The following is a 16,090-nucleotide window of genomic DNA, read 5'->3' as shown; positions in this document are numbered from 1 at the left end:
CGAGTCGTCGAAGCGCATGCGACGAAGTCGCGAGTCTCGACGACTCGGACGCGAGACACCAGGGGGCCGCGAACCCGCAGCGCCGAAGGCGCTGCAATCAAACACAGCCCAGCCCGCGTGTCCGGTGACCCGATGGGCGAAGATAGACGGGTGAGTTTCTGGCCAGCGCCCCATGTCGATGTCCCCGTGCACGCGACCGTGACCCTGCCCGGATCGAAATCGATCACGAATCGGGCCCTGATCCTGGCTGCACTCGCCGAGGGTCCCTCGACCATTTCCGGCGCGCTGCGCAGCCGCGATACCGATCTCATGATCGGCGCGCTGCGCGCATTGGGCGCACGGATCGAGGGCGACGCCGAAACGCTGACCGTGACACCCGCGCCGCTGCGCGGTGGCACCGTCGACTGCGGCCTGGCCGGCACCGTCATGCGGTTCCTGCCCCCGGTCGCGGCCCTGGCCACCGGCGATGTCGCCTTCGACGGTGACGAGCAAGCCCGGGTCCGCCCACTCGGCACCATCCTGGAAGCACTGCGCCGGATCGGCGCGGAAATCGAGGGCGACGCATTGCCGTTCACGGTGCACGGCAAGGGTGCGCTGCGCGGCGGCTCGGTCACCATCGATGCCTCCGGATCGTCCCAGTTCGTCTCCGGACTGCTGCTGTCGGCAGCCCGGTTCGACGAGGGCATAGTGGTGCACCACGACGGCAAGGCACTGCCCTCGATGCCGCATATCGAGATGACGGTGGAGATGCTGCGGCGCGCCGAGGTCGCCGTCGATGCCCCGGCCGACAGCCGCAGGGCCCAGACCTGGACCGTCGCACCCGGCCCGATCCGCGCGGTGAACTGGGATGTGGAGCCGGATCTGTCCAATGCCACGCCCTTCCTGGCCGCGGCCGCCATCACCGGTGGCGAGGTCCGCATCCCGCACTGGCCGCGCCTGACCACCCAGCCCGGTGATGTGATCCGGGAGATCCTGGTGCGCATGGGCGCCGAGGTCACCCGATTCGACGGTGTGCTCACCGTGCGCGGCCCCGAGCGCCTGGCCGGTATCGACATCGATCTGCACGATGTCGGCGAGTTGACCCCCACCGTGGCCGCCCTTGCGGCACTTGCGGATTCGCCGTCCCGGCTGCGCGGTATCGCGCATCTGCGCGGGCACGAGACCGATCGGCTCGCGGCCCTGTCCACCGAGATCAACCGGCTCGGCGGCAATGTCACCGAGACCGAGGACGGACTCGAGATCACCCCGGCCCCGCTGCACGGCGGCAACTGGCATTCCTATGCCGACCACCGGATGGCAACGGCCGGTGCGATTCTCGGACTCCGGGTGCCCGGCGTGGCGATCGAGGATATCGGCACCACAGCCAAGACGCTGCCCGGATTCGTCGGCCTGTGGGAGCAGATGCTCGATCCCACGCTCACCGATCAGGGAGCGGCCCGCTGAGACGACGCGATTACGACGAGTCGGATGTCCGGGTGCGCCCGGGCAAGTCGTCTCGTCCACGCACGAAAACCCGTCCGCAGCACAATGATGCGGAATCGGCCATGGTCGTTTCGGTGGACCGCGGTCGCTGGGGTTGTGTGCTCGGCGGCGATCCGGACAAACTGATCGTCGCCATGCGGGCCAGGGAACTGGGCCGCACCCCGATCGTCGTCGGCGATCAGGTCGACGTGGTGGGCGATCTATCCGGCAAAGCCGACACCCTGGCCCGCATCGTCCGCGTCGGGGAACGTCGAACCGTCCTGCGCCGCACCGCCGATGACACCGATCCCTTCGAACGGATCGTCGTCGGCAATGCCGAACAGCTGTTCATCGTGGTCGCCCTCGCCGATCCGCCGCCGCGTACCGGTTTCGTCGAACGTGCCATGGTCGCCGCGTATGCCGGTGGGCTGCAACCGATCCTGTGTTTGACCAAACACGATCTGGCCGCCGAATCCGAATTCGCCGCCGCCTTCGACGATCTCGACCTCACCATCATCTACGGCGGCATCGACGACCCCAGCGAACCGGTCCTCGATCTGCTCACCGACCGACTCACCGCCTTCATCGGGCACTCCGGCGTCGGCAAATCGACGCTGGTGAATCGCCTTGTGCCCGATGCGGATCGGGCGGTCGGCGAGGTCTCCGGTGTTGGCAAGGGCAAACACACCTCAACCCAATCCGTCGCCCTGCCGCTCCCGCAGGGCGGTTGGGTCATCGACACACCCGGTGTCCGTTCCTTCGGACTGGCTCACATCACCCCCGACGATGTCATCGCCGCCTTCACCGATCTGGCCGCCGCGATCGAGGATTGTCCCCGCGGCTGCACCCACCTCGGTCCCCCAGCGGACCCCGAATGTGCGCTGGATACCTTGCCCGGTAAGGAACGCCGCGTCGCCGCGATCCGCCTCCTGCTGACCGCGCTGAACTCCAACGAATCCTGGTAGTCAGTGCCCGTCGGCCTGTTCAGGCGCGAAGGGCCATTCCTCGAATCGGTCGCACCGACCATCGGAGTCGAACCGCAATACCCACAGATCCCGCCAGCGCGACAACGTATCCCACCGATACTCCACGCTCACTCGCACCACCGCGGTCGAATTCTGCACCGCGACAACCTCGGCTGCCATCGTGAACGCCTCATCCGGCCCACTGCGCTCGGCCTCCCAGAACACCTCGAGCGGTTCGAGACCGACAATCGGTTCCGCCCACGGCGACACCAGATACTCGATGTCGCGGGTGAACAGCTCCCCGAGCATCGCGGTACCCGGCGCACGCCAGGCCCGTTCGTAACCATCGACCCATTTCTGCACAGCGTCCCGGTCCACGCCTCGTAAGCTACTCCGCCGCACCACCCCTCGTGGGCGTTAGCGACTGCTTGCAGGTCGCTCGAAAGAGTCCGCTTCACCGACGACGAAGGCGCCCATGGACTCGGGTCCATGGGCGCCTTCGTGATCGATCAGTGCCGACGACGCGACTTCGGTGCGCGCTTCGGCTTGGCCTGCGCACGGGCCGCCTCGCGGCGCTCACGGCGAGTGCTGCCGTCGCCGTACTCCTCGGCGTCACTGTGCACCGCGGCGTGGCCGCCCTCGTCCGGACCCGAGTAGTGGAAGCCGTTGTTGGCCCGGGAATCGCTGATCCCCTTGGCGCGCAACGCGGCCGGCGCGCCATTGCCGACCGGCGCCTCCTGGGTGGGCAGTGGACGCGGCGCGGTGGCGCCGACCGGCGAGCGCAGGCCCGGCTCGACCGCGACGCCCTCGGGCTGCGGCTGCTGCACCTCGACCTGCAGGTTGAACAGGAAGCCGACCGACTCCTCCTTCAGGCCTTCGAGCATCGCGGCGAACATGTCGAAGCCCTCGCGCTGGTATTCGACCAGCGGATCGCGCTGCGCCATGGCACGCAGGCCGATGCCCTCCTTGAGGTAATCCATCTCGTAGAGGTGCTCGCGCCATTTGCGGTCCAGCACCGAAAGCAGCACCTGGCGTTCGAGATTGCGCATCGAACCCTCGCCGGCCAGACCGTCGATCTGCTGTTCGCGCTTCTCGTAGGCGTCGTGCGCGTCATCGAGCAATGCTTCGATCAGTTCGTCCTTGGTCAGGTCGCCCGCCTCGCCGATACCGGTCTCACCGGTCAGCTCCTTGTAGTCCAGGCTCACCGGGTACAGCGTCTTCAGCGCGGTCCACAGCTTGTCCAGATCCCAGTCCTCGACGTAGCCCTCGGCGGTGGCGCCGTCGGCATAGGCGGTGATCACGTCGGTGATCATCTCCTGGACCTGGCCCTCCATATCCTCGCCGCGCAGGATCCGGTTGCGCTCGCCGTAGATGACGGTGCGCTGCTGGTTCATCACCTCGTCGTACTTGAGCACGTTCTTGCGGATCTCGAAGTTCTGCTGCTCGACCTGGGTCTGCGCGCTCTTGATGGCCTTGGAGACCATCTTCGCCTCGATCGGCACATCGTCGGGCAGGTTGAGCCTGGTCATGATGGCCTCGAGCGCGGCGCCGTTGAAGCGCCGCATCAACTCGTCACCCAGCGACAGGTAGAACCGGGACTCACCCGGGTCACCCTGACGGCCGGAACGACCACGCAGCTGGTTATCGATACGCCGCGATTCGTGACGCTCGGTGCCGAGCACGTACAGACCACCGGCATCGCGGACCGCGTCGGCGTCCTCGGCGGTCTGCTCCTTGACCTGCTCCAGCGTCGGCAACCACGCGGCCTGGTACTCCTCCGGCGTCTCCACCGGATCCAGCCCCTCCTTGCGCAGGATGATGTCGGTGATGATGTCCGGGTTACCGCCGAGCACAACGTCGGTACCACGACCGGCCATATTCGTCGCGACCGTGACCGCACCCGGGCGACCGGCCTCGGCGATGATCTCGGCTTCCTTCTCGTGGAACTTCGCGTTCAGCACGTTGTGCGCGATGCCGCGCTTGGTGAACTGCTTGGACAGGTACTCCGAGCGCTCGACGCTGGTGGTACCGATCAGCACCGGCTGGCCCTTCTCGTGCCGTTCGGTGACATCGTCGACGACGGCCGAGAATTTGGCCTCTTCGGTCTTGTAGATCAGATCGGACTGGTCCGCGCGGATCATCGGCCGGTTCGTCGGGATCGGGACCACGCCGAGGCTGTAGATCTGGTGCAGCTCGGCGGCCTCGGTCTCGGCGGTACCGGTCATACCGGAGAGCTTGTCGTAGAGGCGGAAGTAGTTCTGCAGCGTGATGGTGGCCAGAGTCTGGTTCTCCGGCTGGATCTCGACGCCTTCCTTGGCCTCGATCGCCTGGTGCATGCCCTCGTTGTAGCGGCGCCCGACCAGGATGCGGCCGGTGAATTCGTCGACGATGATGACCTCGCCGTCGCGGACGATGTAGTCCTTGTCCCGGTGGTAGAGCTCCTTGGCCTTGATGGCGTTGTTCAGGTAGCTCACCAGCGGCGAATTGGCCGCCTCGTAGAGATTGTCGATGCCGAGCTGATCCTCGACGAACTCCACGCCCGCTTCGTGCACACCGATGGTGCGCTTCTTGATATCGACCTCGTAGTGCAGGTCCTTCTTCAACAGCGGTGCGATGCGGGCGAATTCGGCGTACCACTTCGAGGAGGCGTCGGCCGGACCCGAGATGATCAGCGGGGTGCGGGCCTCGTCGATGAGGATGGAGTCGACCTCGTCGACCACGGCGAAGTTGTGACCGCGCTGGACCAGATCGTCCAGCGAGTGGGTCATATTGTCGCGCAGGTAGTCGAAGCCGAATTCGTTGTTGGTGCCGTAGGTGATGTCGGAGTTGTAGGACTCGCGACGCTCGGCCGGGGTCATCCCGGACAGGATCACGCCGACGCTCAGCCCGAGGAAGCGGTGCACGCGGCCCATCCACTCGGCATCGCGCTTGGCCAGGTAGTCGTTGACCGTGACCACGTGCACGCCGTCACCGGAGATCGCGTTGAGATAGGCGGGCAGCACACAGGTCAGGGTCTTGCCCTCACCGGTCTTCATCTCGGCGATATTGCCGAGGTGCAGCGCCGCGCCACCCATGATCTGCACCTTGTAGTGCTTCTGGTTCAGCACCCGCCACGACGCCTCACGAGCCACCGCGAACGCCTCCAGGAGCAGATCGTCCAGCGTTTCGCCGTCCGCGTAGCGGTCTCTGAATTCGTCGGTCTTGGCACGCAGCTCGTGGTCGGTGAGCTCCTCGATCTCGGGCCCGAGCGCGAGGACCTCTTCCGCGAGGTGGGCGAGCCGCTTGACCGTGCGTCCCTCACCAATCCGTAGCAACCTCGTCAGTGTCAGCGCAGGCACGGGTCTCGTCAGTCCTCTGGTCGGTGTGTCAAATGTTCGGCCGTCACCCGGGGCGGGCAGTGTGCACATGGCCCCGCCGAGCATGGCGGAATCCGCAGCACGCTTCATGGTAATGCGGCATCCATGTTAGCCGTAGCGACTGCTTGCAGGTCGCTCGAAGGGCCAGTGCCGATGACCAGCGACATAGCGCCGCCTCCGCCGCTGCCGCCTGGGCCGCAGCCGTTTCTTTTCACCGTACCGTGTGCCGGCTGTCGGAACGGGTGGGAATCCGGTGGACCGGAACCTGTTTCAGCGCAGGTGTCATACGATGTAAGGCGATCGTCGTGCCGGACACCGCGAGCCCTGCCTACCAGGGATGACCCGCAATCCGACGGCACGTGACGACACCAAGGGGCAGCGCGGCTCAAAAGGCATCCATTATGCGGCACCCCGATTAATGTGTGCGAATCGAGTTCCTCCGGTCTCGAGCCAATGCAGCCTTCCATGGAACCAGGCGTGGGTAAAGGGATGCGCGAATATCGCTGGATATGCCACAGGGGGCAGGACGAACCGTTGTGGGCGACCACAATGGGCGATGAGACGGCTCGGGTGGGAGCCACATCGGAAGGAGCACCGGGCAGCGTGATCACGAGATTGACGCCGCAGGACGTGTCGTTTTACCGGCTCGAGTCGAGCAGCAATCCGATCCATATCGGCTCTCTCGCGATCGTCCGAGGTAGCGGCTCCGCACAGGGGGAAACGGCACTCGACTACGACGGACTGGTCGATCTGGTGGAGAGCAGGCTTTCCCTGGTCCCCCGCTATCGCAGGAAGGTCCGCGAAATCCCGTTCGCGCTCGGCCGCCCGGTCTGGGTCGAGGACAGCCATTTCGATATCACCTATCACATCCGCCGCTCCGCACTGCCCGCTCCGGGCAACGACTGGCAACTGCACGATCTGGTGGCGCGACTGGAATCGCGACCGCTCGATCAGAGTCGCCCGCTGTGGGAGATGTATTTGATCGAGGGCCTGGCCGAGGGCCGGTCCGCGATCTTCACCAAAACCCATTCGGCGCTCGTCGACGGGGATACCGCACTCGAGATCGGGCACGTCATCCTCGATACCAGCGCATCACCGCGCGGTATCGCCGACGACGCCTGGGTGGCGCCGCGCGAACCCAACGAGATGGAACTGCTGATCGGCGCGCTCACCCACTTGGCCGCGCAGCCGCGCGAGGCGCTCGAGGTGGCGCGCGACGCGAGCGCGCACGCGTTCTCGGTGGTCGAGACCGCGGGCAAGGCGGTGGATTCGATGGTTTCGGCCGTGCGCGCGGCCACCGTCGGCGCACCCGACAGCCCGCTCAACGCCAAGACCTCGCGTAACCGCCGCTTCGATGTGGTGCGCACGGATCTGGAGGACTACCGCAAGATCCGCAAGCGCTTCGAATGCTCGATCAACGATGCGATCCTGGCCGTCGTCACCGGGGCGCTGCGCAATTGGCTGCTCTCACGCGGTGAGGCGCTCACCGAATCGACCGTGCTGCGCGCGGTGGTACCCATGTCGGTCTACGTCGAAGGCATCGACGACCAGCTGAAACCGACCAGCGAGGTCTCCTCGTTCCTCATCGATCTGCCGGTGGGCGAACCGAATCCGGTGATGCGCCTATCGCACATCTCCCACGCCACCGAGGCCACCGGCAAGCACCGGCGCGGCGTGCGGGCGCGCACCCTGGTGCACCTGGCCGGCTTCGCTCCGGCGAGCCTGCATGCGATGAGTGTGCGGGCGGCGAGTACGTTCGCAGAGCACACGTTCAATCTGGTGATCACCAACGCACCGGGTCCGCAGACCCCGATGTATATCGGCGGCGCGCGGATGCTGGAGATGTATCCGGTGTCGCCGCTGCTGCGCAACCAGGCCTCGAGCATCGGGATCACGTCCTATGACGGACGCGTCTTCTACGGACTCAACGCCGACCGCGACGCGATGGCCGATATCGGCGTGCTGGCCGCGTCGGTGCACGAGTCCATGGAGGAGATGCTCGGTGCCTGCGTCTGAGAACACCATGCGGGTCTATATCCCCGCCACCGTGCCGATGCTGCGGGAGCTCGTCGCGAACCGGGAACTCCGCCCGACCGGCGGCACCGCCTTCGCGGTCACGCCGACACTGCGCGAGGCCTACGCCTCCGGTGACGACGAAGAATTGGCCGAGGTCGCGATGGCCGAGGCCGCGCGGGCCTCGCTGCGGCTGCTCGCCGCCGAGCGCGAGGAGGCCACCGAGGCGTCCGACAACGAGGACGCCGACGCCGACGACCCCGCCACCACCTATCACAGCCCGGTCTATCGCCGCGCGGTCATCGCCGCCGATGTGACCGGCGCGAAGCTGCGCCCCGACCTCGACGACGCGGTGGTGCGATTGGCCGGACCGATCGGTTACGACCGGATCGCCTCGGTGCACGTCGACCTGGCCGAAGCCGAACCCGAGGTGGCCAAGGCGGTCGATGTCGTCGATGCCGCCGACCTCGGTGACGCCGATGCCGAATTCGTGCTCGGTGATGCCGAGGACCATCAGCTGGCCTGGTACGCCGCCCAGGAGCTGCCGTTCCTGCTCGAATTGCTGTGAGCGAACGCCAGCGAGTGAACCAGAACACAGCGCCCTTCGGGGCACGGCGGAACCGAGCGCCCGCGATGTGGAGCCGTGACGCGGCAGCCTGCACATCCCGCACTAACCTACGATGCCGTAACCTGGCTGCGAGGCGGCTTCACCGGTCGCTACGACAGGGAGACGAACGGCGGCAATGGTCTTGAAAAAAGCGGCACTCTCGGTGCGCACGGTCCGGGAGTGGCTGGAGGCTCCGGCGGCGGAAGTCGCCGAACGCGGTGGACGGCTGAACGTACTGCGCGGCGCCGTCGCGCGCGTCACCACGCCACTGCTGCCCGACGACTATCTACACCTGGCGAATCCACTGTGGTCGGCGCGTGAGCTGCGCGGCCGAATTGTCGAGGTGCGCAAGGAAACCGCCGATTCGGCCACCCTGGTCATCAAGCCGGGCTGGGGTTTCGACTGGAAATACGAGCCGGGTCAGTACATCGGCATCGGCATTCTGGTCGACGGCCGCTGGCACTGGCGCTCGTACTCGCTGACCTGCCCGCCGAACTGGACCGATCCGGAACACCGCGGCAAGCGGCTGATCTCCATCGCGGTCAAGGCGATGCCCGAAGGTTTCTTGTCCAGCCACCTTGTCAGCGGTGTCGCGGCGGGCACCATCGTCCGGTTGGCCGCACCACAGGGCGGTTTCGTGCTGCCGTCGCCGCCGCCGGAAAAGGTGCTGTTCCTCACCGCGGGCAGCGGCATCACCCCGGTCATGGCGATGCTGCGCGCACTGGATCGCCGCGACGCGGTCACCGATGTCGTGCATGTGCACTCCGCGCGCACCCGCGACGATGTGATGTTCGGCGCCGAACTGCGCGATCTGCACGATCGCCACCCCAGCTTCTCCTCGCATCTGCACCTCACCGACGAGCAGGGCCGGTTCTCCCTCACCACACTGGACGAACACTTCCCGGATTGGCGCGAGCGGCAGACCTGGGCCTGCGGTCCGGCCGCCATGCTCGACGAGATCGAACAGCACTGGCGTGATGCCGACATCAGCGACCTGCTGCATGTAGAGCGTTTCGAGATCGAGCGCTCCGCCGTCGGCGAGGGCGGCACCGTGACATTCGGCAAGACCGGTCGCACCGTCGAGGTCGACGGCGCGACCAGTCTGCTGGAGGCGGGCGAGTCCGCCGGTGTGCAGATGCCGTTCGGCTGCCGGATGGGCATCTGCCAAACCTGTGTCGTCACGCTGACTTCCGGACATACCCGCGATCTACGCAATGGTGACGAGCGCCGTGAGGGTGACAAGGTGCAGACCTGTATCTCGGCCGCGGCGGGCGACTGCACTCTCGACGTCTGAGACAGCGACACTCGCAGACGCACCGTCGGGGGGGATCCGACAGGTACCCTCGAGATACATCCAGTCAGGGAAAGGACCCCGGTGGCCATCACCGATATCAAGGCGTTCGCCCATCTCACGGCGGCCGACATCGAGACACTGGGGCAGGAACTCGATTCCATCCGACGCTCCGTCGAACTGTCCCGCGGCGAGCGTGACGCCAAGTACATCCGGCGCACGATCGCGGCGCAGCGCGGGCTCGAAGTGCTCGCGCGCGGTGTGCTGTTCGGCAGCCGCAACCGGTGGGCCTGGCTGACGGGGACGGCACTGCTGTCGGTCGCCAAGATCATCGAGAATATGGAGCTCGGGCACAACATCAGCCACGGGCAGTGGGACTGGATGAACGATCCGGAAATCCACTCCAGCACCTGGGAGTGGGATATGACCGGGCCGTCGGCGCAGTGGCGGCGGGCGCACAACTATTCGCACCACACCTACACCAATGTGCTCGGCAAGGATGAGGACCTCGGCTTCGGCATCCTGCGGATGACCCGCGACGAGCAGTGGCGGCCGATCCATCTGATCCAGCCGCTGGCCAATATCCTGCTCGCGGCTACCTTCGAATGGGGTATCGCGCTGCACGACTGGAGCATCGAGAAGGAGCTCTCCGGCGTGCCGCCCAAGGAGCTGATGTCGGAGCCGAACAAGGAGTTCGCCCGTAAGATCACCCGCCAGGTAGCCAAGGACTTTCTGTTCTACCCCGCGCTTACCGGCCCGGCCTTCATATCGACGCTCAAGGCGAACGCCACCGCCAACCTGGTGCGTAACCTGTGGGCCTACGCGGTGATCTTCTGCGGCCACTTCCCCGACGGCGCCGAGAAGTTCACCACCGAACAGCTCGAGGGTGAGACCAGCGGCGAGTGGTATCTGCGCCAGATGCTCGGCAGCGCCAACTTCAAGGCCGGACCCGCGATGGCCTTCATGAGCGGCAATCTCTGCTACCAGATCGAACATCACCTGTTCCCCGACCTGCCGAGCAACCGGTATCCGGAAATCGCCGAGCGGGTCCGCGAACTGTGCGACAAGTACGACCTGCCCTACACCACCGGCTCCCTCGGTAAGCAATACCTGCTGGCCTTCCGGACCATCCACAAACTCGCACTGCCGGACCGCTTCCTCAAGCGCACCGCCGATGACGCACCGGAGACCTCCTCGGAGCACAAGTTCGCGGGCATCTCACTGCCTGCCATGCCGTCGATGCCGAATGCCGAGCGCTGGGCCGACAAGTGGAACGAGACGCACTGGCTGCCCGTCGACCCCGAGACCGGTAAGCGTCGCGGCCTACGTTCGGCGCTCAACGAGGCCAAGGTGGTGTTGCGGGAAAAAGCTCGGCACGAGAAGGAAGTGCTGCGCGAGGCCAAGCTGGCGCTGCAGGAAAAGGCACGTCAGGAGAAGGCGACACTGCAGCGAAAGGCCATGCGCGAGCGGGTGATCCGGCGCAGCCGACGCCGCCCATGAGATAGCATCCCCCAGCCACGTTTGCAATGCGGGATTTGCCACATCCCGGAGACAGTCCTCGCAACCTACGGTCTCGTAACTTACGGTACTGTAACCGTCATGGCGATCTCGGATGTCAAGGAATACGCGCACCTCACCGAAGCCGATGTGGAGGCACTCGGTGCGGAGTTCGACGCGATCCGGCGCGATATCGAGTCCTCGCGCGGTGCTCGCGACGCGCGGTATATCCGCAATGTCATCCGCCTGCAGCGTGCGCTCGAGATCAGCGGCCGCACGGTGCTGTTCGCCAGTTTCCTGCCGCCCGCCTGGCTCGCCGGTGTGGCCCTGCTCAGCACTGCCAAGATCATCGAGAATATGGAGATCGGGCACAACGTCATGCACGGGCAGTGGGACTGGATGAACGATCCGGAAGTCCACTCCAGCACCTGGGAATGGGATAACACCGGCCCGTCCAAGCACTGGAAGCAGACACACAACTATCTGCACCACAAGTACACGAATGTGCTGGGCATGGACGACGACATCGGCTACGGCCTGCTGCGCGTCACCCGGGATCAGCGGTGGAAGCCGTTCAATATCGGCAATCCGGTGTACAACCTGGTGCTGCAGCTGTTCTTCGAATACGGCGTCGCGATCCAGCACCTGGAGCTGGGCAAGGTGCACCGGCTGAAGGAGGGCTCGCCGGAGCGGGCAGCATTCGAGGTCAAGCGCCGCGAGGTGCTGGTCAAGATCGGCAAGCAGGTCGGCAAGGATTACCTGCTGTTCCCGCTGCTGACCGGCCCCGCCTTCTTTTCGACGCTCACTGCGAACCTGACCGCCAATATCATCCGCAATATCTGGACCAATGCGGTGATCTTCTGCGGCCACTTCCCCGACGGCGCGGAGAAGTTCACCAAGGCCGATATCGACGGCGAATCCAAGGGCCAGTGGTACCTGCGCCAGATGCTGGGCAGCGCCAATATCTCCGGCGGTCCGGTCATGCACTTCATGACCGGCAATCTGAGCCACCAGATCGAACACCACCTGTTCCCGGATCTGCCGAGCAACCGCTATGCCGATATCGCGGTGCGGGTGCGCGCCCTGGCCGAGAAGTACGACCTGCCCTACACCACCGGCTCACTTCCCGTGCAGTACTTCAAGGCCTGGCGCACCATCCTGAAGCTGGCGCTGCCGAACAAGTACCTGCGCGCGACCGCCGATGACGCCCCCGAGACGGCCTCGGAGCGCAAATTCGACGGCACCACCATGCCGAGCTTCGACCCGGTCACCGGCAAGCGTCGCGGCCTGCGCACGGCGCTGAAGGATGGGCGCCGCCGGTTCGCCCGTCGGGCCGTTTCCGTCGCCTGACGCACAGCCGCACCGACGGCGCCCACGGAAGTCCGTGGGCGCCTTCGCCTTTCGATGGGCCGGCCATTCAGGGCGCGACGGGCTCGTGGTATCCGCCCGGGCCTCGGCGGGAGCGCGGGTTGCGGCTGGTTGACTGAGGACGTGTGTGCTGAAGATCTGAGCGTTTACGAGGCCATCCGGATGCGGCGGGATGTGCGGGCCGAGTTCACCGGTGACCTCGTCGACGATGCCACGCTGTGGCGGATACTCGATGCCGCACATCGCGCGCCCAGTGTCGGCAACTCGCAGCCGTGGGACTTCGTCGTGGTGCGCGAGCATGCGACGCTGCGGAAGTTCGCCGACCACGTCGCGCAGAAGCGGATGGAATTCCGAGACGCACTGCCACCGGGGCGGGCGGCGACCTTCGACCCGATCAAGATCGAGGGCATTACCGAGAGCGGCACCGGCATCGTGGTCACCTACGACCACGACCGCGGCGGCCCCCAGGTACTCGGCCGCGCCACCGTCCCCGAAACCGGCATCTACTCGGCGGTTCTGGCCATCCAGAACCTCTGGCTGGCCGCCACCGCCGAACAGATCGGCGTCGGCTGGGTCTCGTTCTACGATGCCGAATTCCTCACCGACCTGGTCGGCCTACCCAAGGGCATTCGCCCCGTCGCCTGGCTGTGCGTCGGCCCGGTACACGAATTCCAACGCGTACCCGACCTCGAGCGCTTCGGCTGGCGCACCGGCCGCCCCCTCACCGAAGCCGTCCACCAAGAAACCTTCCGCACCTGATCCACACGTCAAAGCATGGTTCGAGCTCGCCGAGCGTAGTCGAATGGCGGTGCCGACAACCACCGTTCGACTCCCCTCGACAAATGCTCGAGTACGCAACCACTGCCGGTCGACCGAGCTGGGAACAGCGTGCATGCCCACCCGTCTGCGGGAGGTAATCCGGGTATGGCACACGACGCGCCCAGCACTGCAACTGCAAAATCGCGGGACCGCTAACACCCCGGGGCGGCAGATCCCGAGAAGTCGGTGCAAGACAACGGGACCCACCGCGGCACGCCAAGAGAACCCACTCCCGCAATAGTCTCGGCCCCTGCACAGTCGAATCCATGGGGCCGGATGCTCGGGGCCGTCAAATGCGTTCCAGCACGGCCGATGCGCCGATTCCGCCTGCGGCGCAGATGCCGAGCAGGGCGGCGTTCTTTCCGGTGCGGGCCAATTCGTTCGCCATGGTGGTGACCATGCGCGCGCCGGTCGCGCCGAACGGATGTCCGAGCGACACCGAACCGCCGTGCACATTGAGTTTGTCGATATCGATCTCGCCGACCGCGGTGTCGCGATCGAGGCGCGTCTTGGCCCATTCCTCGCTGTTCAGTGCGGCGAGCACGGACAGCGTCTGGGCCGCGAATGCCTCGTGGATATCGACGAAATCGATATCGCCCAGCGACATTCCGGCCTTGTCGAGGGCGCGCGGCATGGAGATGGCCGGGCCGATCAGCACCTGATCGGCCGGGTCGACGCTGACGTAGCTCCAGGAGCGGAAGGCGGCAAGCGGACGGTAGCCGAGGGCATGCGCCCGCTCCTCGCTCATCAGCAGTACCGCGGACGCGCCGTCGGTGAGCGGGCTGGCATTGCCCGCGGTCACGCTGCCGTCGCGGGCGAAGACCGGCTTCAGCTTCGCCAACTTCTCGACACTGGTATTCGTGCGCACCAGTCCGTCGCGCGTGACATCCGTGCCGTCGGGGGTGCGCACCCGCAGCACCTCGTCGTCGAAGCGGCCCGAATCGATGGCCGCTGCGGCCCGGTGGTGTGAACGCGAGGCGAATTCGTCCTGATCCGCGCGGCCGATCCCGTGGATGCGGGCCATCTTCTCGGCCGACTCCCCCATCACCTCGCCGGTGGTGCGTTCGGCGATCTTCGGTCGGCTCGGCAGCAGATCGGTGAAGGGCGCGAGCTGACGCGCCGCCGCGAGATAGTCCTTCGGCTTCGGCTTGCCCAGTGCGAGCGGCGCACCGGCGTGCACCAGCTTCTGCGGCAACTTCACCTCGGCATTACTGGTCGAATCGCTGCCGCCGGCGATCATGATGTCGTATTCGCCGCGCTCGATGGCCGCCACCGCCGAGGTGACCGCCTGGAGTCCGGAAGCGCAGGCCCGCGTCACCGTGTAGCCCTCGCACCCGGGGTCGAGGCCGAGATCCAGTGCGATCTCCCGCGCGATATTCGGTGCGGCACTCGGCAGAATCACGCCACCCCATACGATCGCCTGCACCTGCGCGCCGGGCAGACCGGTCCGCTCCAGTAGCCCACGCACCGCGGCATCGGCCAGCGCGATCGAATCCATCCGCGTGTAATCACCGAACGCCTTGACGAACGGCGTGCGCGCACCGGAAACGATGACGGCACGGCGAGCAGCACTGGTAGCCATGGGATTTCCTCCTCGAGAGATCTACACCACAAACTTACTCGGAAGTAAGTTCGAGGTCCAGACCCGCGAGCACCCGGCTCAGCGATCCCCTCCATCGCCGCTGAGCCGGGCATTCGCCACCGTCCCGCTGCGCCCGATTTCGCGAGCACATGGGCAACTCCTCGGGCGCGCCCGAAAAAGAGCCCCGGCACTCAACCGCCGGCCCGCGACAACGCTGTCGGGGCACCCCGCGCCGGCAAAAGGCCCGGGGAGGCGGATGAGCGGCGCCTTGTCCCGGCGAACGCCCCTGCTCGTCCCGGAACCCGCAAGGCCGACGTCGACACCACTCGGCGCGAGGAAACAGTAGCAATCTTTCTATTAGTTTTTCAAACCTTTTCTATGAAGTTGTCATTTCTACCAAAGGGCCTCTAGCATGAGGCTCACTATGCAAAGCCCTTCGGAGCTGTCGCGACATAAGCGCTTCGGCCGAATCATCAAGGAACGCCGGGACGAACTCGGCCTCACCCAGATGCAGATCGGCGATCTGGGAGGGCCCTCGGCGCCGACGATCCGCAAGATCGAAGACGGCGATGCGACCATCAGCACGCACACGCTGAACAAACTCGACGCGCCACTGCGCTGGCTGCCCGGCAGCGCGGCGCGCACCTATGCGGGCGGCGATCCGACCGCGCACAAGGTCGCGGCGCACACCCCGAGTACCGATGAGTCGGTCGTCTCCGGACCCGATTCGATCCGCTTCGAACTCTCCGACCTGACCGGACTGCTCGCGGCGGCGGGTCGGCTCAACGATGCGGTCGAGCGCGGCCGGACCACCGAACCCCATGTGGTGGCGGCCATTTCGGATCTCAACGGGGTGGTCTCCCGGCTATCCGCGCGCTACGCCACCGCGATGCTGGAACGCAACGGCGGACCGGGCAAAACCCTGCATCCGTTGGTCGCGATGGCGTTCTCGCATCTGCTCGACGTGCCCGCCGAGTCCAGCGACCCCGCCGACCTGGAGGAACGCCGCTATCGTCGCTGGCTGGCCGGGCGCGCGGAGGATGTGGACGCCGGCACCGAGGGCCGCTTCCGCGCACGCTGGCTGGCGGCCAATCCTGGGGCAGCATCGATTCGAAACGGCAAGCAGTAGAG

Annotated in this window: 12 protein-coding genes; 9 read left to right on the top strand and 3 right to left on the bottom strand. The window is 66.1% G+C overall.

Annotation, left to right across the window (positions count from 1 at the left end; translation table 11 throughout):
- Window positions 1-132 precede the first annotated feature (132 nt).
- Together aroA and rsgA are read left to right on the top strand one after the other, a co-directional pair.
- The gene (aroA, locus tag ACIBW7_RS24470) at window positions 133-1,443 is read left to right on the top strand and encodes a 3-phosphoshikimate 1-carboxyvinyltransferase (RefSeq protein ID WP_397049928.1); all 1,311 of its coding nucleotides are present in this window, start codon (window positions 133-135) and stop codon (window positions 1,441-1,443) included.
- Complete coding sequence (rsgA, locus tag ACIBW7_RS24465) at window positions 1,440-2,426, top strand: ribosome small subunit-dependent GTPase A (RefSeq protein WP_397050010.1); 987 nt, start codon at window positions 1,440-1,442, stop codon at window positions 2,424-2,426. The genes aroA and rsgA overlap by 4 nt, the downstream gene beginning before the upstream one ends.
- On the opposite strand, the gene ACIBW7_RS24460 is transcribed toward rsgA, so the two are convergent.
- Both ACIBW7_RS24460 and secA read right to left on the bottom strand, forming a co-directional pair.
- Entirely contained in the window at window positions 2,427-2,804 is a 378-nt protein-coding gene (locus ACIBW7_RS24460) for a nuclear transport factor 2 family protein (RefSeq protein WP_397049926.1), read from the bottom strand.
- 131 nt (window positions 2,805-2,935) lie between these two features.
- Window positions 2,936-5,764 (bottom strand): preprotein translocase subunit SecA, encoded by a 2,829-nt coding sequence (gene secA / locus ACIBW7_RS24455; protein ID WP_397049924.1) that lies wholly within the window; start codon window positions 5,762-5,764, stop codon window positions 2,936-2,938.
- Window positions 5,765-6,385: 621 nt separating this feature from the next.
- Between secA and ACIBW7_RS24450 the strand changes: the two genes are divergently transcribed.
- The 6 genes from ACIBW7_RS24450 to bluB all read left to right on the top strand — a co-directional run bounded on the left by ACIBW7_RS24450 (window position 6,386) and on the right by bluB (window position 13,317).
- The gene (locus ACIBW7_RS24450; protein ID WP_397049922.1) at window positions 6,386-7,798 is read left to right on the top strand and encodes a wax ester/triacylglycerol synthase family O-acyltransferase; all 1,413 of its coding nucleotides are present in this window, start codon (window positions 6,386-6,388) and stop codon (window positions 7,796-7,798) included.
- Window positions 7,799-7,805: 7 nt separating this feature from the next.
- Window positions 7,806-8,363 (top strand): DUF6912 family protein, encoded by a 558-nt coding sequence (locus ACIBW7_RS24445; protein ID WP_397050007.1) that lies wholly within the window; start codon window positions 7,806-7,808, stop codon window positions 8,361-8,363.
- A 175-nt stretch (window positions 8,364-8,538) separates the two neighbouring features.
- Window positions 8,539-9,696, top strand: a complete 1,158-nt coding sequence (locus ACIBW7_RS24440) for a ferredoxin reductase (RefSeq protein ID WP_397049920.1) — start codon at window positions 8,539-8,541, stop codon at window positions 9,694-9,696.
- 81 nt (window positions 9,697-9,777) lie between these two features.
- A complete protein-coding gene (locus ACIBW7_RS24435; protein WP_397049918.1) occupies window positions 9,778-11,193 on the top strand; it encodes a fatty acid desaturase family protein in 1,416 nt (471 codons plus the stop codon).
- Between the two features lie 99 nt (window positions 11,194-11,292).
- The gene (locus ACIBW7_RS24430) at window positions 11,293-12,540 is read left to right on the top strand and encodes a fatty acid desaturase family protein (RefSeq protein ID WP_397049916.1); all 1,248 of its coding nucleotides are present in this window, start codon (window positions 11,293-11,295) and stop codon (window positions 12,538-12,540) included.
- Window positions 12,541-12,696: 156 nt separating this feature from the next.
- The gene (gene bluB / locus ACIBW7_RS24425) at window positions 12,697-13,317 is read left to right on the top strand and encodes a 5,6-dimethylbenzimidazole synthase (protein WP_397050005.1); all 621 of its coding nucleotides are present in this window, start codon (window positions 12,697-12,699) and stop codon (window positions 13,315-13,317) included.
- 349 nt (window positions 13,318-13,666) lie between these two features.
- Here bluB and ACIBW7_RS24420 read toward each other — a convergent pair whose 3' ends face one another.
- Complete coding sequence (locus ACIBW7_RS24420; RefSeq protein ID WP_397049914.1) at window positions 13,667-14,959, bottom strand: acetyl-CoA C-acyltransferase; 1,293 nt, start codon at window positions 14,957-14,959, stop codon at window positions 13,667-13,669.
- 424 nt (window positions 14,960-15,383) lie between these two features.
- Between ACIBW7_RS24420 and ACIBW7_RS24415 the strand changes: the two genes are divergently transcribed.
- A complete protein-coding gene (locus ACIBW7_RS24415; protein ID WP_397049912.1) occupies window positions 15,384-16,088 on the top strand; it encodes a helix-turn-helix domain-containing protein in 705 nt (234 codons plus the stop codon).
- The last annotated feature ends 2 nt before the right edge of the window (window positions 16,089-16,090 follow it).

It is taken from the genome of Nocardia sp. NPDC049526 (assembly GCF_044465765.1).
Taxonomy (GTDB): Bacteria; Actinomycetota; Actinomycetes; order Mycobacteriales; family Mycobacteriaceae; genus Nocardia.
This window is presented reverse-complemented; position numbering and strand designations above follow the sequence as displayed.